This window comes from Bacillus sp. WMMC1349, from assembly GCF_013155385.1.
Classification (GTDB): Bacteria; Bacillota; Bacilli; order Bacillales; family Bacillaceae; genus Bacillus.
Window position 1 is genome coordinate 3,922,501 of sequence record NZ_JABJUQ010000007.1, and the last position, 20,000, is coordinate 3,942,500.

The window sequence follows — 20,000 nt, forward strand, 5'->3', positions numbered from 1 at the left end:
TTTATATACCATTTCAAGAAAATATTGTACAGTTTCAAGAGAATAAAAAAGCCTTAATTCCGTCCATCCCTTACTTTTCATAAACTCCACTTCCCTCTTATTTTATTTTCGGAATATTACAACTGTTTTTCACTTTCTTGACAGTTGGTATTCAAGTTGATAATCTACATATAATATTTTGCCGAAAAGAGGGGGATTTACTATGTGGGAAAGTAAATTTTCGAAAGAAGGCTTAACATTTGATGATGTTTTACTTATACCGGCTAAATCAGAGGTTCTTCCGCGTGATGTTGATTTATCCGTGCAGCTTACATCATCTATTAAGCTAAACGTTCCAATCATCAGTGCAGGTATGGATACAGTAACAGAGTCCGAAATGGCGATTGCTATAGCTAGACAAGGTGGAATGGGTGTGATCCATAAAAACATGTCTATCGAACAGCAAGCTGAACAAGTTGATAAAGTAAAACGTTCAGAGCGCGGTGTAATTACTAATCCATTTTTTTTAACACCAGAACATCAAGTTTTTGATGCAGAGCACTTAATGGGTAAATACAAGATCTCAGGTGTTCCAATTGTCGATAATGAAGAAAATCAAAAATTAGTTGGTATCATTACGAATCGTGATCTTCGATTTATTGCTGATTATTCAATGAAAATTAGTGATGTTATGACAAAAGAAGAACTTGTCACAGCTCCTGTCGGCACAACTTTAGATGAAGCGGAAAAAATTCTTCAGAAATATAAAATTGAAAAACTCCCTCTTTTAGATGATCAAGGTGTTTTAAAAGGCCTTATCACAATTAAAGATATTGAAAAGGTCATTGAATTTCCAAATTCAGCAAAAGATGTTCATGGACGTTTATTGGTCGGTGCTGCGGTTGGAATCACAGGCGATTCAATGACACGTGTTCATAAGCTAGTTGAAGCTAATGTCGATGTTATTGTCGTTGATACAGCCCATGGCCACTCAAAAGGCGTAATTGAGACAGTCAAAAATATTCGTGAAACATATCCTGATTTAAATATTATTGCAGGAAACGTAGCAACTGCAGAAGCAACAAAATCGTTAATTGAAGCTGGTGCTGATGTTGTAAAAGTCGGTATTGGTCCGGGATCCATTTGCACGACTCGCATTGTCGCTGGTGTTGGTGTTCCGCAAATTACGGCAATATATGACTGTGCAACAGAAGCTAGAAAGCATGGTAAAACAATTATTGCTGATGGAGGAATCAAGTTTTCTGGAGACATTGTAAAAGCCTTGGCAACTGGTGGACATGCTGTTATGTTGGGAAGCCTTCTTGCAGGTACATCAGAAAGTCCAGGAGAGACAGAAATTTACCAAGGCAGACGGTTTAAAGTGTATCGTGGTATGGGGTCTGTTGCTGCAATGGAAAAAGGCAGCAAGGATCGCTATTTCCAAGAAGAAAACAAGAAATTCGTCCCTGAAGGTATTGAAGGCCGGACACCTTATAAAGGACCTGTAGCTGATTCCATTTACCAGCTTGTCGGAGGTTTGAGAGCGGGAATGGGTTATTGCGGCGCTAAAGATTTGAAATCTTTAAGGGAAGAATCACAGTTCATTCGTATGACTGGTTCGGGATTGCGAGAAAGCCATCCTCATGATGTACAAATTACAAAAGAATCGCCAAATTACACGATTTCTTAATGTAATTATGACAAATATTAAACTTTAGACAGAGAGCATCCTCTGTCTATTTTTTTTTGCTTTATTATGATAAAATTTAAATGCTGTGTTCAAAAAATGTCTTTAATGGCTTTGATATAAATCTCAATCTAATGAAAAGCGGAGGTATCAGTTTTGAAAAGCAAGAAAATTAAACAGTTGATCATGGTGTTTGTTGCTTTTGCCGTGACAATAGGAGCATTTTCTCCAACATCAAAAGCAAAAGCTGCGAATGATCCAATTCATGTAGATGCAAAAGCGGCGATTATTGTAGAGGCATCATCAGGCAAAATATTATACAGTAAAAATGCTGATAAGCGGCTTCCAATTGCCAGCATGGCAAAAATGATGACGGAGTACCTTCTTTTAGAAGCAATTAAAGAAGGTAAAGTGAAATGGGATCAAAAATATACGCCAGATGATTATGTCTATGAAATATCTCAGGATACGAAGCTATCCAATGTTCCCTTGCGTAAAGATGGCTCATACACTGTCAAAGAGCTTTATGAGGCAACTGCTATATACTCTGCTAATGCAGCCGCAATAGCCCTTTCAGAAATCATTGCCGGTTCTGAATCGAAGTTTGTTGAATTAATGAATAAAAAAGCTAAAGAATTGGGTATGAAAAATTACAAATTTGTAAATGCTACAGGTTTGGAAAATAAAGAACTTCATGGGAAGCATCCAAGTGGGACAAACCCTAATGATGAAAATAAAGTATCTGCAAGAGACATGGTACTGCTTGCTGATCGTTTAGTAAAAAAGTATCCTGAGATTTTGGATACGGCAAGCATTCCTAAAATGAAGTTCAGAAAAGGCACTGACGATGAAATGGATATGCCAAACTGGAACTTCATGCTCAAAGGTCTTGTTCAGGAATATAAAGGTGTAGACGGGCTGAAAACCGGATCGACTGATTCAGCTGGATCGTGCTTCACTGCTACTGCTGAAAGAAATGGAATGCGCGTCATTTCTGTTGTCCTAGATGCAAAAGGTGATTTGCATACAGGACGATTTAAAGAAACAAAAAAAATGTTGGACTATGCCTTTAACCATTTCTCAATGAAACAACTTTATGGTAAAAATGAAACCATCAAAGGGAAAAACACGGTCGAAGTCGATAAAGGTAGCGAACAAGAAGTAAACATTGTCACAGATAAAGCTATAAAAATTCCTGTTAAAAATGGTGAAGAGAAGCACTATAAAGCAAAAGCAATACTAGATCATAAAGAATTGACGGCACCAGTAAAAAAAGGTGAAAAAGTCGGTCGACTGACTGTATCTTATCAGGGGGAAGAAAAAGATTACGGGTTCCTCGAAAACAATGTTTCAAATGTAAACCTAGTGGCAAAAGAAGAAGTTGAGGAAGCGAACTGGTTTGTTTTAACAATGCGGAGTATTGGTGGCTTTTTTGCTAACCTTTGGAACAGCATTGTTGACATTGTGACAGGTTGGTTTTAATGAAGAAGAGCTCTAAATGATTAGGGCTCTTCTTTGTTATCTCCTAACGATTTGCTCCGAAATTCAAATAATCTTCGTGTTTTTTCATAGGATTTTGTTGAATTATAGGATACAATAAGATTAAATCTGAACATTCTATTTTTGAGGAGGATCTTTGAAATGGCTCAAACAGGAACTGATCGAGTAAAACGCGGTATGGCAGAAATGCAGAAAGGCGGCGTCATTATGGACGTTGTCAATGCTGAACAAGCAAAAATTGCAGAAGAAGCTGGTGCTGTTGCTGTTATGGCGCTTGAGCGTGTTCCAGCTGATATCCGTGCAGCTGGCGGGGTCGCTCGCATGGCCGACCCGACAATTGTCGAGGAAGTCATGAATGCCGTTTCTATTCCAGTCATGGCAAAAGCACGAATCGGACATATCGTTGAAGCGCGTGTTCTTGAAGCGCTAGGCGTTGACTATATTGATGAAAGTGAAGTTTTAACTCCTGCAGATGAAGAATTCCACCTACATAAAAAGGAATACACTGTTCCATTTGTGTGTGGTTGCCGTGACCTTGGTGAAGCTACACGTAGGATTGCAGAAGGTGCATCTATGCTCCGGACGAAGGGTGAGCCGGGAACAGGCAATATCGTTGAAGCGGTTCGACACATGAGAAAGGTGAATGCCCAAGTACGCAAAGTTGTCAGTATGAGTGATGATGAGCTTATGACTGAGGCGAAAAACCTTGGCGCCCCTTATGAATTATTACAACAAATTAAAGCGGAAGGTCGTCTGCCAGTTGTAAACTTTGCTGCCGGTGGTGTAGCGACACCTGCGGATGCTGCATTAATGATGGAGCTTGGTGCTGACGGTGTTTTTGTCGGATCTGGTATTTTCAAATCTGATAATCCAGCGAAATTTGCGAAAGCTATTGTTGAAGCAACGACTCATTATACGGATTATAAGCTGATTGCCGAGCTTTCAAAAGAGCTTGGAACTGCAATGAAAGGTATTGAAATTTCTAATCTGCTGCCAGAACAGCGTATGCAAGAACGCGGCTGGTAAAATATACAAGGAGACAAAAGACATGCTGACAATTGGTGTGCTAGGACTTCAAGGAGCTATAAGGGAACATATTCGCTCAATTGAAGCATGCGGAGCGACCGCAAAAGTCATTAAATGGCCTGAGGAGCTCAATGAAATTGACGGTCTGATCTTACCGGGCGGTGAAAGTACAACAATGAGACGGCTGATTGATACATATCAGTTCATGAAGCCGCTTCGTGATTTTGTAGCATCTGGTAAACCGCTGTTCGGAACTTGTGCAGGCTTGATCATGTTGGCGAAAAAGGTTGTTGGTTCTTCTGAAAGTCACCTTGGAGTTTTAGATGTAACAGTAGAGCGAAATTCCTTTGGAAGGCAAAGAGAAAGCTTTGAAGCTGATCTAACTGTTAAAGGATTGGAAGAACAGTTTACAGGGGTGTTTATCCGAGCTCCTCACATTCTGGAAGTAGGCAAAAATGTAGATGTTCTTTCAGAGCATAATGGGAAAATTGTTGCTGCAAAACAAGGGAATCTTCTTGGATGTTCTTTTCATCCTGAACTGACGGATGATCACAGAATAACGAAACTATTTATTGAAATGGTGGAAAAGTATAAGAAAGAAGCCAACGTATAAAACAGTTGAAAGCGGAGAAAACTTGTAGTACATTTATAAAATAACCATAGATCGAAAAGCGTTGACAGGAAGCAGTAGGAAGCCTCTCTTTCCAAGAGAGCCGATGGTTGGTGTGAATCGGTGAAAGATGCTGTCTGAATCCGTCCTTGAGCGAAATGCTGAACATGTAAGTAAGCATTTACGGGAAAACCGTTATCAAATCGAGCGGAAAGCAAGCGGTTTGTCTTGTTTTCAATCAGGGTGGCAACGCGAGAGCTCTCGTCCCTTTACTTTGGGGGACGGGAGTTTTTTTTCGGTTAAATATAAAAGGAGTGAAAGCTGATGCTTGACATCAAACTGTTACGGGCTAATTTACAAGAGATTAAAGAAAAGCTAACACACAGAGGAGAAGATCTAACAGATTTTGATCAATTTGAAGAGCTCGATGCGAAAAGAAGAGAATTGATTGTCGAAGTTGAAGAACTGAAAAGCAAGCGTAATGAGGTGTCTCAACAGGTGGCAGCTTTAAAGCGCGAGAAAAAAGAAGCTGACCATTTGATTAAAGAAATGCGCGAAGTTGGCGAACAAATTAAACAGCTTGATGAAAGTTTGAGAACGGTAGAATCTTCTTTAGACAAGATCATGCTCTCAATTCCGAACATTCCGCACGAGTCTGTTCCGGTCGGTGAGACTGAAGACGACAATGTTGAGGTCCGTAAATGGGGCAAACTCCCGGATTTTGCATTTGAAGCAAAACCTCATTGGGACATTGCTGATGAGCTGGACATTCTTGATTTTGAACGAGCTGGAAAAGTAACGGGTAGCCGCTTTGTTTTTTATAAAGGACTAGGGGCGCGGCTTGAGCGCGCATTATTCAATTTAATGCTTGATTTGCATGTAGATGAATACGGCTATACAGAAATACTCCCGCCTTATATGGTCAATCGGACAAGCATGACTGGAACAGGGCAGCTCCCTAAGTTTGAGGAAGATGCCTTTAAAATTAGGGAAGCTGACTATTTTCTGATTCCGACGGCAGAAGTCCCAGTCACAAACTTGCATCGTGATGAAATTTTAGCTGCTGACATGCTTCCAATGAATTATGCCGCATTTAGTGCTTGTTTTCGTTCAGAAGCCGGTTCAGCGGGACGTGATACAAGGGGATTGATTCGGCAGCATCAATTTAATAAAGTTGAGCTTGTTAAGTTTGTAAAGCCGGAAGACTCATATGAAGAACTTGAAAAACTAACAAATCAGGCCGAAAGAGTGCTTCAACTGTTAGACCTTCCTTATCGAGTCTTAAGCATGTGTACGGGCGACCTTGGCTTTACAGCGGCCAAAAAATACGATATCGAAGTTTGGATCCCAAGCCAACATACATATCGTGAAATCTCTTCATGTAGTAATTTTGAAGCTTTTCAGGCAAGACGTGCCAATATCAGATTTAGAAGAGAAGCAAAAGGCAAACCAGAACATGTCCATACCCTGAATGGTTCCGGATTGGCAGTTGGTAGAACAGTTGCAGCAATATTAGAAAATTATCAACAGGAAGATGGCAGTGTCATGATTCCGAAAGTTCTCCAACCCTATATGGGAAATAGAGAAGTCATTAAAGCATAAAAAAGGTGCGTCATGGGCGCGCCTTTTTTATTTTAATGACCAAACTGCGGCGACATTTCGCGCGCAATGCTCCAAGTTGATACTGCCATTGGCAAGGGAATCCTCCAAAGAACAGATACCCGGCACAATAGAAAAAAGAGCCGAGATTCCTTTATCATAAACATGCTCCCATCCCATGCCAAGAGAGCCTGTGAACGCAATCACGGGAATGTTCGCTGCACTGGCCCGTTTGGCGACACCGGCCGGCGTTTTTCCATAGATGGTTTGACCATCTATTTTTCCTTCACCTGTAATGACAAGGTCAGCTCCTTTAATGAACTCAGAAAAAGCCAATGTATCCAAAACAATATCAACACCGCTTTTTAACTCGGTATTTAAAAAGGCATGCAAGCCTGCTCCCAATCCGCCCGCCGCACCGGCACCGGGAAGTGAATCAGTATCACAGTTTAATTCTTGGTTGATGACTTGAGCGTAATGTTTTAAATGATGATCTAAATTGATAACCATTTCTTCAGTCGCACCTTTTTGCGGGCCAAATATGGCAGATGCACCACGCGGGCCTGTGAGGGGATTATCGACGTCACAAGCAGCTTCAAATTTGACATGCCTTAATGTAGGGTGGAGACCGCTCATGTCCATTTGTTCGATTTGGGACAGGTATCCGCCGCCATCTTGAATCTCCTGTCCATCCTGATTGAGAAATTTTACTCCGAGGGCGCTGGCCATCCCAGCACCTCCATCGTTTGTCGCACTTCCGCCAAGTCCGATAATGATTTTAGCTGCGCCTTTTTCGACGGCATCCAAAATGAGTTCCCCAGTTCCTCTTGTCGTCGTCACAAGCGGATTTCTCTGCTTTGGCGGAACGAGGTGGAGACCTGAGGCTTCCGTCATTTCAATCACAGCTGTTTTTCCGTCGCCAAGCAGTCCGTAAACCGCTTTTACCGGTGCTCCAAGAGGTCCGGTTACCATTTTGTCAAGCAATGTTCCGCCTGTCGCATCGACGAGAGCCTGAACGGTTCCTTCTCCGCCATCAGCAACCGGAATTTTGAGATATTCGGCATCAGGAAACACCGCCTTAAAGCCTTTTTCAATGCTTTGGGCCGCTTCCATAGAGGTCATGCTTTCCTTGAATGAATCAGGTGCAATCACAACTTTCATAGTTTCTGCTCCTTTTTAAATAAAGAATTAAAAATTCCAAAAAGCAAAGTTGAGATAATGGTTAAGATCAAGCCGGTAAGGAATCAGTTTCAGGCATTCTTTCATCTACATGAAGACACTCCCCCCTGCAGCATGAAAAAACTACCGTGAGGCATGTGATCAAGTACGTTGGCTCTGTGTGAATCATTGCTGCACCCGCGACACCAAGCTAAAATTTTTCACATGCTCATCCAATGAAGAGGCAATATGATTACCAAATGACCATTGTTGTCCTTCATTTACCATAATTCCATTTCCGACTTCCATCCTTTTTAACCTCCTTCTTATTTAAGAAAAATAAGGATGAAACAATTAATAAGCCACCTACAACAAGCTGAATAGAAAATTTATCATGCAAACCTATGACCGAGAAAATAGTTGAAAAGAGAGGAACTAAAAATAGAAAACCACTTGCGATAGTTGCTCCTCTCTGACGTAGACTATAAAACCATAACCCAAATGATCCAACGCTTGCAGGTATAACGATCCAAACAAACCAAATCCATCCCCAACTACTGATATGAACGGTATTATAGCTTTCATGCATAAGTGGAGACAATATAAGCATGCATAGGCCTCCAAGCAATAGTTGCCAAGCTGTGAAGATCCATGATCCTTTATCAAAAGGAACTTTCTTAGTAATGACTGTATTGACAGACCAACATAACGATCCAAGCAATGCAAAGAGTAAACCAATCCCCACTCTGCTACTTTCTAATCCCAAGCATACAACAACTCCTGCAAAACCTAAAATCAATGAAAGGATTTTCCAACGATTCAATTTATCATTTAGCATAAAGTGCGCTATTATAGCAAGCCACAAAGGATTTGTAAACAGTATGATTGATGACATTGACGATGAAACTCCAGCTGCCATTGAAAGGTTGAGAAATCCCATAGTTCCTGTTGTCTGTAAGAGTCCAATCACAGCAACAAGTAAGAAACCTTTTTTCTTATCTCCAGCACTTTCTGGAATAAGTGTCTTAAACCCACCAGTTATTAGGGACCATAATAACATTAGAATTCCAGCAAGAAGAAATCTCCATCCTCCCAATAAAAACGGTGGTACATGTTCAACAGAAATTAGAAATTTTCCCGTTGGGAATGATGAACCCATAAAAATCGTTGTAAGTAGAATAGCAACCAAAAAATTTTGATTTTTAGAATTTGCATTATTCAATTTTTGCTCCCTTCCGCCCCTCCTTCCGTGTACCAAGTCAAAAAATATGATATAGTAAAAGATATAGGGCTATAAGATGTATTAGTTACATTGTTTATCCCTAATGATAATAATAAAACTATTCAGGAGGAATATCAAATGAAAATTTCATCTGGTTGGGAACAAGCTATTTACGTTCTACTAATTTTGTCGAAATTACCTGAAAATAAGGCAATTAACTCTCTTGCACTTAGTGAAAGACTGGGAGTTTCTCACTCTTATCTCAAGAAAATCATTAAAGCATTGGTAAATGAAGGTCTTGTCAAATCTTCGCCTGGTAAAGCTGGGGGCTTCTCGCTTGTAATTCCACTCGAAGAAATTGATTTTTATAAAATTTTCGTTGCTCTTGAGGGGCGTGGCAAAGTATTTGCTAGCCAAAATTTATTAGCGAAATTTTTAAATAAGGACAAATCTGAAGTTCAAAAATGTGCTATTTCTAAAGCTATGGAACATATTGAAGATACACTTAAATCAACGATGACTGCTGTAACATTAGAATCACTATTAACTCAAGTAGAAAAAGCTCACGATCTTACTGATTTAGACGACTGGATTAAGGCTAATATTTAGAAAGAAGGAGTTTTCTGATAAGAAAGGCGCAAAAAGCACTTATTATGCTATGTGTAAAGTAATTCTCAAAGGAGTAATCCGGTTAAAATTGCCCAAAATACAAGGCGAAAACCCAGATTTGAAACCATCAAAACTATATTATTATTAGTGTTAAAACCCTCTGTAGACTTAGATTGTTTTCATACTTTAATTCACTCAACAATTATGCCTTTATCCAGATTCTAAAAGGGCGGCTAGGGTAGATGTATCCTTTGAAAAAAGTTTTGCTGGTTGTACTTGTGTTTTAGAGCTGAAATACGACAAGAACAGCAGGTAAAAAAGTGCTTTCTGTTCTTGTGCTTAAAAGCTCGATTATCACTGTGTTCTTGACTTGGGTTTCATAAAAAAGAGGAAGTAAAGCTTAAGAAGGGTATATATAAAAGTTCTTTGAATTTTTTTGAGTTGCGCCGTGATCGGAATAGTAATGTGTACTATTGAAGAAAATTTCTTGCCTGTTGTGACAACCCGCCATTTTCTGCATCAGCAATAAAAAAGTGATGATCAAAAGGCATATATATATCTTTACCATCTTAGAAATTTCTAAAAAAATTATTCTCTTCTATCATTCTGCTTGCAGACCAAATGAGGAAGTATTCATATAGATCGTATATTCCACCTGTTAAAACTAACTCATGAGGAAGTTCTATATGAAACTTTTTTTCTGTTTACTAACATAGATGACTTCACTGGCTGCTTAAAAGTATATTCATTTGAAAGATTTTTAACAAATTGTTTCCACATCGTCATCCACCCTTTGCATATTCATCAGTTCTTGCATATAATAATAAGATAGTCAGCAATTAAATCATTTTATTTTGAAATTTATCTTGACTTAAATAGATGGGACATGTTATATTAATTCTTGTCGATACGGAGGAATACCCAAGTCCGGCTGAAGGGATCGGTCTTGAAAACCGACAGGGGTGTCAAAGCCCGCGGGGGTTCGAATCCCTCTTCCTCCGCCATTATTGATTTACATTGAAATGAATGAAAAAGCATAAATTGGAGATTGTAAACCGTTGCTATAATAAGGCAACGGATTTTTTATATGTCAAGAGAAAAAGCGCGAGTTCCGCGCTTTTTTATGATGATCTTTCAATCGTTTTGCTTATTTTCTCAATGACAGAGTCGAGGGAAGAAGGATTGTCGAACAAGTCATATTCTTCTATGTTGATCCTTACGACTGGACAGGCATTAAAACCGCCGATCCAATTTTGATATCTTTCATACATTTCTTCCCAATAAGACTGATCTGTTTGCAGTTCCATTTCTCGTCCGCGTTGTTGGATGCGCGCTAAGATGGCATCCAAATCTCCTTCTAAGTAAATCAAAACATCTGGATGCGGGAAGTATGGTGTCATAACCATTGCTTCAAAAAGACTTGTATAGGTTTTATAATCGACTTTTGACATAGTTCCTTTTTCTGCATGCATTTGGGCAAAGATACCTGTATCTTCATAAATCGATCGATCTTGTACAAATCCGCCGCCAGATTCATATATATATTTTTGTTCTTTAAAACGTTCTGCCAAAAAGAATATTTGTAAATGAAAACTCCAGCGTTTGAAGTCTTTGTAAAAAGCGTCTAAATAGGGGTTGTTGACAACTTTCTCAAGGGAAGTTTTAAAATCGAGTTTTTTTGCAAGTTCTTTTGTTAATGTGGATTTCCCAACTCCTACCGTACCTGCAACAGTAATAATGGCATTTTTGGGAATAGCATGTTCAGTCATTTTACATACTCCTTTACTTGATCGACAATTCTATTGAAAACTGCTTCAGACATGACAAAATCGTCCTGATCTCCGTTTATTTCAATAATTGGTAATGATGGGTTTTTTGCTTTTATTTGTTGAATAGCTGTATGATAACTTGCAATTAACTGTTCTAAATACTGCTTATCCATTTGCTGTTCAAACGGCCGACCACGCTTTTTGATCCGCTTTAATAATGTGGGAACACTTGCCTGAATATAGATCATAAGATTTGGAAGGGGCAAGTCCTCCGTCAGTAATGTGTAAATTTTTTTATATTTCTTAAGTTTTTTGCCTGTTAATGTTTGTTCGGCAAAAATAAGATTTTTATAAATATGATAATCTGAAATTACCGGGGTATTCATATATAAAAATTTATTTTCTAAATCTTCAAGCTGTTTATAGCGGTTGCAGAGGAAAAACATTTCCAGTTGGAAGCTCCATTCATGTTGATTTTCATAAAATTTATCTAGAAAAGGGTTCTCTTCAACAATTTCCTTGACTAAAGAAAGATGGAGTCGTTCTGAAAGCATGGAGGCTAATGTTGTTTTCCCCGCCCCAATTGGTCCTTCAACAGCGATGAAAGGGGTTGTGTGCATAGTTGTCCTCCAGTCATATTCATGATTATTTTATTTTATCATATCCCCTTCCATTGCCATGAAAAAAACGCTCCATTAACTTGGGAACGTTTTTTTCTCAACATTAAACTGATCGGCAATTAAGAGCCAGTTTTGCGGAAATGATAAGCCAAGCTTCCAATAACTGATTCCTCTCAAGTTTAATTCTTTAATCAGATTGAATTTTGCCTGAATCGATCGAGCATCCTCAAACCAAACCTCATGTCGTTTACCCGCTTTGTCTGTATAGCGGAAAAATGGTGCCTGGGCTTTCTCATCATAGGAGATGGCGACATTATTTTCACTTGCAATGACAATAGCCTGCTGAGGGCTAACGGCTTTGGCGTATTCTCCACCTGGAGTATATGGAAGTGTCCAATCATAACCATATAAATTTTGTCCCAACATGATTTTATTTGCCGGCATTTCGGTGAGTGCATACTCGACTACTTCCCGCACTGGACCAATCGGTGATACAGCTAGTGGCGGTCCCCCGCTGTAGCCCCATTCATATGTCATTAAGACAACAAAATCGACGATTTGGCCAATTGCCCGATAATCGTGGGCCTCATACCATTGTCCCGGTTGGTCAGCTCTCGTTTTAGGAGCAAGAGCTGCAGAAATAAACCATCCTTCCTGTTTAATACGGTTTCTTGCTTGACGCAAAAATCGAATATATGCCTCTCTATCCTGAGGTCTTAAATATTCAAAATCAAAATGAATATCTCTGAAGCCGTATTGTCTTGCGGTAGCAACAATTTCATTGAGGAGTCTGTTTTTCACAGTCTCGTTTGTTAATATAATTCTGCCAAGCTCACTGCTAAAAGCTTCATTTTCAAGGTTAGTCACAACCATCATTGATGTGACCCGCTGTCTGTCGGCGATTTCTTTTAAACCGTTAAGTGGCGGATTTTTGAGTGTTCCGTCACGGTTTGCTTGGAAACTGAAAGAACCTAGATAGGTTAAGTATGGGGCTGCCTCTCGCGCTGCTCCTAAAAGAGAGGGAGAGATTCTAGTTCCCCGTGGTTCTAGATAAGCATTTGTTTCAATTCTTCGTTTAGGTCGTGGGGGGATGTACAATAATAATCCCACACGTAAAGGAACGGTTTGTTGAATTCGGTTGATTCTCGCCAGTTCAGCAGCAGATATGTTAAAACGGCGACCAATTGTTGTCAGTGTATCACCTTGTTTTACCTCGTAAAATTGTCCGGCAATTGGGATCACAATGGTTTGTCCGACAACAAGACGATTTGGATTTGGAATTTCGTTTGTTTCGATTATTTCATTAACTGTTGTTTTATAACGATTAGCAATTGTGTATAAACTATCGCCTCTTTTTACAACATAAATTTGCATGAACATAACCTCCTTCCTCATTGCTATCACTATATGAAGGGGAACTTTGTTTCATGCGCCATTTTTTTAGTTGAGTGGGAGTGATAACAACTTGCCAAATTCCATCTTGATCAGTAATCTAGAACATAGAGCAATCTTAAATAAACATTGAAAGTGTGCGTTGAATGACACAAGATGAAATTTATATGAATGAAGCTATTCAAGAAGCAAAAAGAGCGGAAGAAAAAGGGGAAGTGCCGATTGGTGCTGTGCTCGTTCTTGATCATGAAATAATCGCCCGCGCTCATAATTTGCGGGAAACAGACCAACGGTCGATTGCACATGCGGAAATGCTTGTTATCGACAGAGCATGCAAAAAATTAGGAACATGGCGTCTTGAGAATGCAGTTCTTTATGTAACGCTTGAGCCTTGTCCAATGTGTGCCGGAGCAGTTGTGCTGTCAAGGATTGGGAAAGTTGTTTTTGGAGCACCTGACCCAAAAGGTGGCTGTGCTGGTACTTTAATGAATCTTCTTCAGGAGAAGCGTTTTAATCATCAAGCTGAAGTAGTGAGCGGAGTAATGGAAGAAGAATGTGGACGTCTACTTAGTGACTTTTTCAGGAAACTACGGACAAAAAAGAAGCTAGCAAAGGGGAAACATTCCCAATGACGAAAATTTGCAATTTAGGGTGAAACAAGCTATAATATTGATTGTGTCACAATTAGACGCTCACCTAAAATTTGATATTTATTTTGCCGTGCTAAGCGGGGAGGTAGCGGTGCCCTGTACTCGCAATCCGCTCGAGCGAGGCCGAATCCCTTTCTCGAGGTTCGTTTACTTTAAGGTCTGCCTTAAGCAAGTGGTGTTGACGTTTGGGTCCTGCGCAATGGAAATCCATGAACTATGTCAGGTCCGGAAGGAAGCAGCATTAAGTGGAACCTTTCATGTGCCGCAGGGTTGCCTGAGCTGAGCTAACTGCTTAAGTAACGCTTAGGGTAGCGAATCGACAGAAGGTGCACGGTAAATCAATCATCAAATGACAACTCATCTATCTTCGGATAGATGAGTTTTTTGTGTTTTTTTCTTAAGAAAGAGCTTTTGGAATTGCCGGCAGCTTCATGTATAATAAGGATGAAGACATTAAGAGGAGGGCGCGTTTGTGAGTTATCAGGCTTTATACAGAGTGTTCAGACCGCAGATATTTGCAGATGTAGTCGGTCAGGAGCACATCACGAAAACGTTACAAAATGCCCTTATACAAAAGAAATTTTCTCATGCTTATCTGTTTTCTGGTCCAAGGGGAACAGGAAAAACATCCGCAGCAAAGCTTTTTGCCAAGGCTGTAAACTGTGAGCATGCTCCAGTTAGTGAACCTTGTAATCAGTGTTCTGCATGTCAAGGTATTACAAACGGTACAATTTCAGATGTGATTGAGATTGATGCAGCATCTAATAATGGTGTAGATGAAATACGTGATATTCGGGATAAAGTAAAATTTGCCCCGTCTAGTGTCAACTATAAAGTATATATTATAGATGAAGTTCATATGCTTTCTATTGGTGCATTCAACGCTCTTCTCAAAACGCTTGAGGAGCCGCCTGAGCATTGCCTTTTTATTCTTGCAACAACTGAGCCGCACAAGATCCCTTTAACAATTATTTCAAGATGCCAACGTTTTGATTTTAAAAGAATCACTTTACAGGCGATTGTCGGACGAATAGGGAAAATTGTAGAAACTGAGCGATATCATGTACAAGAAGGTGCACTGGAGATCATTGCAGGGGCTGCAGATGGAGGAATGAGAGATGCATTGAGCTTGCTTGATCAGGCAATATCCTTCAGCGGTGACGAGCTCACGATTGATGATGCTTTGCTGATCACTGGAGCGGTCTCTCAACAATATATAAGTAAACTAGCCTCTTCACTTCATGAGCAAAATGTGACAAGCGCTTTAGAAACACTAAGTGAATTGTTTCAACAAGGGAAAGATCCGGCAAAACTGATCGAAGATATGATTTTCTATTTTAGGGATATGCTTCTTTATCAAACAGCCCCTGATTTAGAGGGTGTCCTCGAAAAGGTGAAAGTAGATGAGGAGTTCAAAAATCTTTCTCAGCAAATTCCTGCACCTGTTCTTTATGAAATGATTGATATTTTAAATAAAAGTCATCAGGAAATGAAGTGGACGAATCATCCGCGTGTCTTTTTTGAAGTTGCAGTTGTGAAGCTTTGTCAGGGTGCGAAAACCGAATCGCATTCAGCTAATCAATCTGAAGTAGACGGGCTCATGAACAAGGTTCACCAGTTGGAGCAGGAGATTGAAAAGCTGAAAACAGCAGGAGTGTCAATATCTGCAACCTCAAATCAGCCAAAAGAAACATCTCGCTCACCCAAAAGTACAAAAAGTGGATATAAGGCTCCTATAGGCCGGATTCATGAAATTTTAAAAGGTGCAGAAAAGTCGGAGTTAAAAAGGTTAAAAGGTTGTTGGGGAGGATTGCTTGCTCAGCTTAAGCAACAAAATAAAGTGTCACATGCAGCATTGTTAAACGATAGTGAACCTGTTGCAGCTTCTTCACGGGCATTTGTCCTCGCGTTTAAATATGAAATTCATTGTAAAATGGTTGCTGAAGACAATAATGGTGTCAGAACAAATCTTGAGCATATTTTAGAAGGAATACTCGGGGGAAGAAGGGATATAGTTGGCGTTCCTGAAGCCCAATGGGGTAAAATAAGAGAAGAATTTTTGCAGGAATACCAGCAGGAAGAATCAGAAGCAAAAGAATTAAAAGATGAGGAAGATCCGCTGATAGCAGAGGCGAAAAAATTGTTTGGAGCGGAATTAATTGAAGTTAAAGATTAAATAGGAAAGAGAGTGGTTTAAGTTATGCGCGGTGGAATGGGAAACATGCAAAAAATGATGAAGCAAATGCAAAAGATGCAGAAGGATATGCAAAAGGCACAGGAGGAACTCGCAGAAAAAGTATTTGAAGGTACAGCTGGCGGCGGAATGGTCACTGTAAAAGTGAACGGACAAAAGGAAGTCATTGATGTGGTCATAAAGGAAGAAGTCGTCGACCCTGAGGACGTTGAAATGCTTCAAGATCTTGTTCTTGCAGCAACAAATGATGCTTTGAAACAAGTTGATGAAGAAACAAATGAAACGATGGGTAAATTCACAAAAGGAATGAACATGCCGGGTTTATTCTAGGAGGAAAATAAGAATGCAGTATCCTGAACCAATATCAAAGCTGATTGACAGCTTTATGAAATTGCCAGGAATCGGACCTAAAACGGCGGTCCGTCTGGCTTTTTTTGTTCTTAGTATGAAAGAAGATGTTGTGCTCGATTTTGCTAAAGCATTGGTGAACGCCAAGCGTAATTTGACCTACTGTAAAATTTGCGGCCATATTACGGATCAAGATCCTTGTTATATATGTGAAGATAAGAGAAGAGATCAATCTGTCATATGTGTTGTTCAGGACCCGAAAGACGTAATTGCCATGGAAAAAATGAAGGAATATCAAGGATTGTACCATGTTCTGCATGGTGCGATTTCTCCAATGGATGGCATTGGTCCAGAAGACATTAAAATATCTGAGCTATTAAAACGATTGCAGGATGATCAAGTGGTGGAAGTGATTCTCGCAACAAACCCCAATATAGAAGGAGAAGCAACAGCTATGTACATTTCAAGACTTTTAAAGCCAACAGGTATCAAATTGTCGCGAATTGCCCATGGACTGCCTGTCGGTGGAGATTTGGAGTATGCGGATGAAGTCACTCTTTCTAAAGCACTTGAAGGTAGACGTGAAATGTAAAGGAAGGAGATTGCATCTACCATGGGTTTTCTTCGAAAGAAAAAACTGAGAAAAGAATTTGATGAAAAGCTGTTTAACCAACTCGTACAAAAAAAGGAAGAGTGGCATAAACAAAAACGACTCATTCAAAATAGTTTTGAACCTTCCCCTGAAGTTCTTCACGAGTTGAAAATACTTGAAGCAAAATACCTATTTTACTTGCGGGAGGCCAAAAAAAGAAATATAAGAATTGGCAGCTGGCATTAACAGGTCTATTTTTATGTTTCTCATCATATGCTTGTACTAGAAATGATGAGGAGTGAGCTAATTTATGGGTTCTGTTTTGGTGATCGGGGCAATTTTGGTATTAGTTGCCCTGTTGTTTTTTTCGGGTTCTTCTTTTAAACCGTTAAAATGGCTGGGCTCTATTGCTGTTAGAATAATTGTTGGGACAATATTTCTGTTCTGTGTAAATTTATTTGGGGAGAGTTTAAGTGTCCATGTACCGATTAATCTAGTGACAACAGGAGTCAGCGGATTACTAGGTATTCCAGGAGTTGTGGCGTTAGTTGTCATTAAACAGTTTATTATTATATAATTTATTGTTGACAGGTATCTTTTAAAATGTTAAATTAGTATTCGTCGTTAATGACGAATTATTTTTTTAAAAAAAGTTATTGACGAAGATTCGAATAAGTGTTATTATAGTCTAGTCGCTTCAAGAGCGGCAATGAAGTTCTTTGAAAACTAAACAAGACTAAACGTACCTGTTAATTCAAGTAATAAAAAAAGCACATTTAGTGCAAGTCAGGGCAGATGTCGTCACAAGTGACGAACTTAATCTGCACTCCATTTTATGGAGAGTTTGATCCTGGCTCAGGACGAACGCTGGCGGCGTGCCTAATACATGCAAGTCGAGCGGACCATAGGGAGCTTGCTCCCGAAAGGTTAGCGGCGGACGGGTGAGTAACACGTGGGTAACCTGCCTGTAAGACTGGGATAACTCCGGGAAACCGAGGCTAATACCGGATGCTTGATTGAACCGCATGGTTCAATCATAAAAGGTGGCTTCGGCTACCACTTACAGATGGACCCGCGGCGCATTAGCTAGTTGGTGAGGTAACGGCTCACCAAGGCAACGATGCGTAGCCGACCTGAGAGGGTGATCGGCCACACTGGGACTGAGACACGGCCCAGACTCCTACGGGAGGCAGCAGTAGGGAATCTTCCGCAATGGACGAAAGTCTGACGGAGCAACGCCGCGTGAGTGATGAAGGTTTTCGGATCGTAAAACTCTGTTGTTAGGGAAGAACAAGTACCGTTCGAATAGGGCGGTACCTTGACGGTACCTAACCAGAAAGCCACGGCTAACTACGTGCCAGCAGCCGCGGTAATACGTAGGTGGCAAGCGTTGTCCGGAATTATTGGGCGTAAAGCGCGCGCAGGCGGTTCTTTAAGTCTGATGTGAAAGCCCCCGGCTCAACCGGGGAGGGTCATTGGAAACTGGGGAACTTGAGTGCAGAAGAGGAGAGTGGAATTCCACGTGTAGCGGTGAAATGCGTAGAGATGTGGAGGAACACCAGTGGCGAAGGCGACTCTCTGGTCTGTAACTGACGCTGAGGCGCGAAAGCGTGGGGAGCGAACAGGATTAGATACCCTGGTAGTCCACGCCGTAAACGATGAGTGCTAAGTGTTAGAGGGTTTCCGCCCTTTAGTGCTGCAGCAAACGCATTAAGCACTCCGCCTGGGGAGTACGGTCGCAAGACTGAAACTCAAAGGAATTGACGGGGGCCCGCACAAGCGGTGGAGCATGTGGTTTAATTCGAAGCAACGCGAAGAACCTTACCAGGTCTTGACATCCTCTGACAACCCTAGAGATAGGGCGTCCCCTTCGGGGGCAGAGTGACAGGTGGTGCATGGTTGTCGTCAGCTCGTGTCGTGAGATGTTGGGTTAAGTCCCGCAACGAGCGCAACCCTTGATCTTAGTTGCCAGCATTCAGTTGGGCACTCTAAGGTGACTGCCGGTGACAAACCGGAGGAAGGTGGGGATGACGTCAAATCATCATGCCCCTTATGACCTGGGCTACACACGTGCTACAATGGGCAGAACAAAGGGCTGCGAAGCCGCAAGGCTAAGCCAATCCCACAAATCTGTTCTCAGTTCGGATCGCAGTCTGCAACTCGACTGCGTGAAGCTGGAATCGCTAGTAATCGCGGATCAGCATGCCGCGGTGAATACGTTCCCGGGCCTTGTACACACCGCCCGTCACACCACGAGAGTTTGTAACACCCGAAGTCGGTGAGGTAACCTTTTGGAGCCAGCCGCCGAAGGTGGGACAGATGATTGGGGTGAAGTCGTAACAAGGTAGCCGTATCGGAAGGTGCGGCTGGATCACCTCCTTTCTAAGGATATATACGGAATGTAAGACCTCTCGGTCTTACCAGACAGGTGCGTTTAAGATCTTGTTTAGTTTTGAAGGAACTTCTTTTTCCTTTTATCATAAAAAAGATGGGCCTGTAGCTCAGCTGGTTAGAGCGCACGCCTGATAAGCGTGAGGTCGGTGGTTCGAGTCCACTCAGGCCCACCATCTTTATATACGGGGCCTTAGCTCAGCTGGGAGAGCGCCTGCTTTGCACGCAGGAGGTCAGCGGTTCGATCCCGCTAGGCTCCACCAACGTGTTCTTTGAAAACTAGATAACGTAAGTAGACAATCACATTCAAAAGTAAGACCAAGAATTATCTGTAGTGATTCTTTTTTTAACGGTTAAGTTAGAAAGGGCGCACGGTGGATGCCTTGGCACTAGGAGCCGATGAAGGACGGGACGAACACCGATATGCTTCGGGGAGCTGTAAGCAAGCTTTGATCCGGAGATTTCCGAATGGGGAAACCCACTGCTCGTAATGGAGCAGTATCCATATCTGAATACATAGGATATGAGAAGGCAGACCCGGGGAACTGAAACATCTAAGTACCCGGAGGAAGAGAAAGCAAATGCGATTCCCTGAGTAGCGGCGAGCGAAACGGGAACAGCCCAAACCAAGAGGCTTGCCTCTTGGGGTTGTAG

At 41.0% G+C, this 20,000-nt stretch carries 19 protein-coding genes, 3 tRNA genes, 2 rRNA genes, 1 other RNA gene and 1 other annotated feature (2 of these 26 only partly in view); of the genes, 18 read left to right on the forward strand and 7 right to left on the reverse strand.

Translation table 11 applies throughout. The annotated features are described in order from the left end of the window. Positions 1–81 carry the beginning of a YaaC family protein gene (locus tag HOO54_RS22380; RefSeq protein ID WP_172299147.1) on the reverse strand. 873 nt of this gene lie to the left of the window's left edge, so 81 of the gene's 954 nt are visible here — the first part of the coding sequence; it begins with the start codon at positions 79–81; its stop codon lies off the left edge, out of view. A 121-nt stretch (positions 82–202) separates the two neighbouring features. Here HOO54_RS22380 and guaB point away from each other — a divergent pair, with 121 nt between their 5' ends. The 5 genes from guaB to serS all read left to right on the forward strand — a co-directional run bounded on the left by guaB (position 203) and on the right by serS (position 6,404). Further along, the gene (gene guaB, locus HOO54_RS22385) at positions 203–1,669 is read left to right on the forward strand and encodes an IMP dehydrogenase (RefSeq protein ID WP_172299149.1); all 1,467 of its coding nucleotides are present in this window, start codon (positions 203–205) and stop codon (positions 1,667–1,669) included. A 153-nt stretch (positions 1,670–1,822) separates the two neighbouring features. Continuing rightward, the gene (locus HOO54_RS22390; RefSeq protein WP_172299151.1) at positions 1,823–3,148 is read left to right on the forward strand and encodes a D-alanyl-D-alanine carboxypeptidase family protein; all 1,326 of its coding nucleotides are present in this window, start codon (positions 1,823–1,825) and stop codon (positions 3,146–3,148) included. A 159-nt stretch (positions 3,149–3,307) separates the two neighbouring features. Further along, positions 3,308–4,192 (forward strand): pyridoxal 5'-phosphate synthase lyase subunit PdxS, encoded by an 885-nt coding sequence (gene pdxS, locus HOO54_RS22395; protein WP_172299153.1) that lies wholly within the window; start codon positions 3,308–3,310, stop codon positions 4,190–4,192. Positions 4,193–4,214: 22 nt separating this feature from the next. After that, on the forward strand, positions 4,215–4,805 hold the full coding sequence (pdxT, locus tag HOO54_RS22400) for a pyridoxal 5'-phosphate synthase glutaminase subunit PdxT (RefSeq protein ID WP_172299155.1): 591 nt from the start codon (positions 4,215–4,217) through the stop codon (positions 4,803–4,805). 52 nt (positions 4,806–4,857) lie between these two features. Continuing rightward, positions 4,858–5,074 (forward strand) — a binding site (T-box leader). 52 nt (positions 5,075–5,126) lie between these two features. After that, complete coding sequence (gene serS / locus HOO54_RS22405; protein WP_172299157.1) at positions 5,127–6,404, forward strand: serine--tRNA ligase; 1,278 nt, start codon at positions 5,127–5,129, stop codon at positions 6,402–6,404. 27 nt (positions 6,405–6,431) lie between these two features. Here serS and HOO54_RS22410 read toward each other — a convergent pair whose 3' ends face one another. The 3 genes from HOO54_RS22410 to HOO54_RS22415 all read right to left on the reverse strand — a co-directional run bounded on the left by HOO54_RS22410 (position 6,432) and on the right by HOO54_RS22415 (position 8,781). Beyond that, positions 6,432–7,562 (reverse strand): glycerate kinase, encoded by a 1,131-nt coding sequence (locus tag HOO54_RS22410; RefSeq protein ID WP_172299159.1) that lies wholly within the window; start codon positions 7,560–7,562, stop codon positions 6,432–6,434. A gap of 183 nt (positions 7,563–7,745) precedes the next feature. Continuing rightward, on the reverse strand, positions 7,746–7,868 hold the full coding sequence (locus HOO54_RS24825; protein ID WP_301539294.1) for a hypothetical protein: 123 nt from the start codon (positions 7,866–7,868) through the stop codon (positions 7,746–7,748). Further along, the gene (locus HOO54_RS22415) at positions 7,837–8,781 is read right to left on the reverse strand and encodes a DMT family transporter (RefSeq protein ID WP_172299161.1); all 945 of its coding nucleotides are present in this window, start codon (positions 8,779–8,781) and stop codon (positions 7,837–7,839) included. Before HOO54_RS22415 ends, HOO54_RS24825 begins: the two co-directional genes overlap by 32 nt. A 138-nt stretch (positions 8,782–8,919) precedes the next feature. On the opposite strand from HOO54_RS22415, the gene HOO54_RS22420 reads away from it, so the two are divergent. After that, positions 8,920–9,390 (forward strand): RrF2 family transcriptional regulator, encoded by a 471-nt coding sequence (locus HOO54_RS22420; RefSeq protein WP_172299163.1) that lies wholly within the window; start codon positions 8,920–8,922, stop codon positions 9,388–9,390. Between the two features lie 911 nt (positions 9,391–10,301). Next, positions 10,302–10,394, forward strand: a tRNA-Ser gene (locus tag HOO54_RS22425). Positions 10,395–10,511: 117 nt separating this feature from the next. Here the strand turns inward: HOO54_RS22425 and HOO54_RS22430 are convergent. The 3 genes from HOO54_RS22430 to HOO54_RS22440 form a co-directional block, all read right to left on the reverse strand. Further along, positions 10,512–11,159: a deoxynucleoside kinase gene (locus tag HOO54_RS22430; RefSeq protein WP_172299165.1), complete on the reverse strand. Its 648-nt coding sequence runs from the start codon at positions 11,157–11,159 to the stop codon at positions 10,512–10,514. Beyond that, the gene (locus tag HOO54_RS22435) at positions 11,156–11,779 is read right to left on the reverse strand and encodes a deoxynucleoside kinase (RefSeq protein ID WP_172299167.1); all 624 of its coding nucleotides are present in this window, start codon (positions 11,777–11,779) and stop codon (positions 11,156–11,158) included. The genes HOO54_RS22430 and HOO54_RS22435 overlap by 4 nt, the downstream gene beginning before the upstream one ends. Before the next feature lie 75 nt (positions 11,780–11,854). After that, positions 11,855–13,159, reverse strand: a complete 1,305-nt coding sequence (locus tag HOO54_RS22440) for a glycoside hydrolase family 18 protein (RefSeq protein WP_253907735.1) — start codon at positions 13,157–13,159, stop codon at positions 11,855–11,857. A gap of 158 nt (positions 13,160–13,317) precedes the next feature. On the opposite strand from HOO54_RS22440, the gene tadA reads away from it, so the two are divergent. The 11 genes from tadA to HOO54_RS22495 all read left to right on the forward strand — a co-directional run. Continuing rightward, complete coding sequence (tadA, locus tag HOO54_RS22445; protein ID WP_172299171.1) at positions 13,318–13,803, forward strand: tRNA adenosine(34) deaminase TadA; 486 nt, start codon at positions 13,318–13,320, stop codon at positions 13,801–13,803. A gap of 86 nt (positions 13,804–13,889) precedes the next feature. After that, positions 13,890–14,155: signal recognition particle sRNA large type (gene ffs / locus HOO54_RS22450), an RNA gene on the forward strand. Between the two features lie 138 nt (positions 14,156–14,293). Next, positions 14,294–15,997: a DNA polymerase III subunit gamma/tau gene (gene dnaX / locus HOO54_RS22455; RefSeq protein WP_172299173.1), complete on the forward strand. Its 1,704-nt coding sequence runs from the start codon at positions 14,294–14,296 to the stop codon at positions 15,995–15,997. A gap of 24 nt (positions 15,998–16,021) precedes the next feature. Continuing rightward, complete coding sequence (locus HOO54_RS22460) at positions 16,022–16,345, forward strand: YbaB/EbfC family nucleoid-associated protein (RefSeq protein ID WP_172299175.1); 324 nt, start codon at positions 16,022–16,024, stop codon at positions 16,343–16,345. Between the two features lie 13 nt (positions 16,346–16,358). After that, complete coding sequence (recR, locus tag HOO54_RS22465; protein WP_172299177.1) at positions 16,359–16,955, forward strand: recombination protein RecR; 597 nt, start codon at positions 16,359–16,361, stop codon at positions 16,953–16,955. Positions 16,956–16,976: 21 nt separating this feature from the next. Next, a complete protein-coding gene (locus tag HOO54_RS22470) occupies positions 16,977–17,201 on the forward strand; it encodes a YaaL family protein (RefSeq protein WP_172299179.1) in 225 nt (74 codons plus the stop codon). A 64-nt stretch (positions 17,202–17,265) separates the two neighbouring features. Next, positions 17,266–17,532, forward strand: a complete 267-nt coding sequence (locus tag HOO54_RS22475) for a pro-sigmaK processing inhibitor BofA family protein (RefSeq protein ID WP_172299181.1) — start codon at positions 17,266–17,268, stop codon at positions 17,530–17,532. Positions 17,533–17,787: 255 nt separating this feature from the next. Further along, positions 17,788–19,337: ribosomal RNA gene (locus tag HOO54_RS22480) — 16S ribosomal RNA — on the forward strand. Between the two features lie 108 nt (positions 19,338–19,445). Continuing rightward, a tRNA-Ile gene (locus HOO54_RS22485) sits at positions 19,446–19,522 on the forward strand. A gap of 11 nt (positions 19,523–19,533) precedes the next feature. Next, positions 19,534–19,609 (forward strand) — tRNA-Ala (locus HOO54_RS22490). A gap of 88 nt (positions 19,610–19,697) precedes the next feature. Further along, positions 19,698–20,000 (forward strand): 23S ribosomal RNA (locus tag HOO54_RS22495); it runs 2,629 nt beyond the window's last position. The 16S and 23S rRNA genes sit together here with 2 tRNA genes alongside, the layout of an rRNA operon.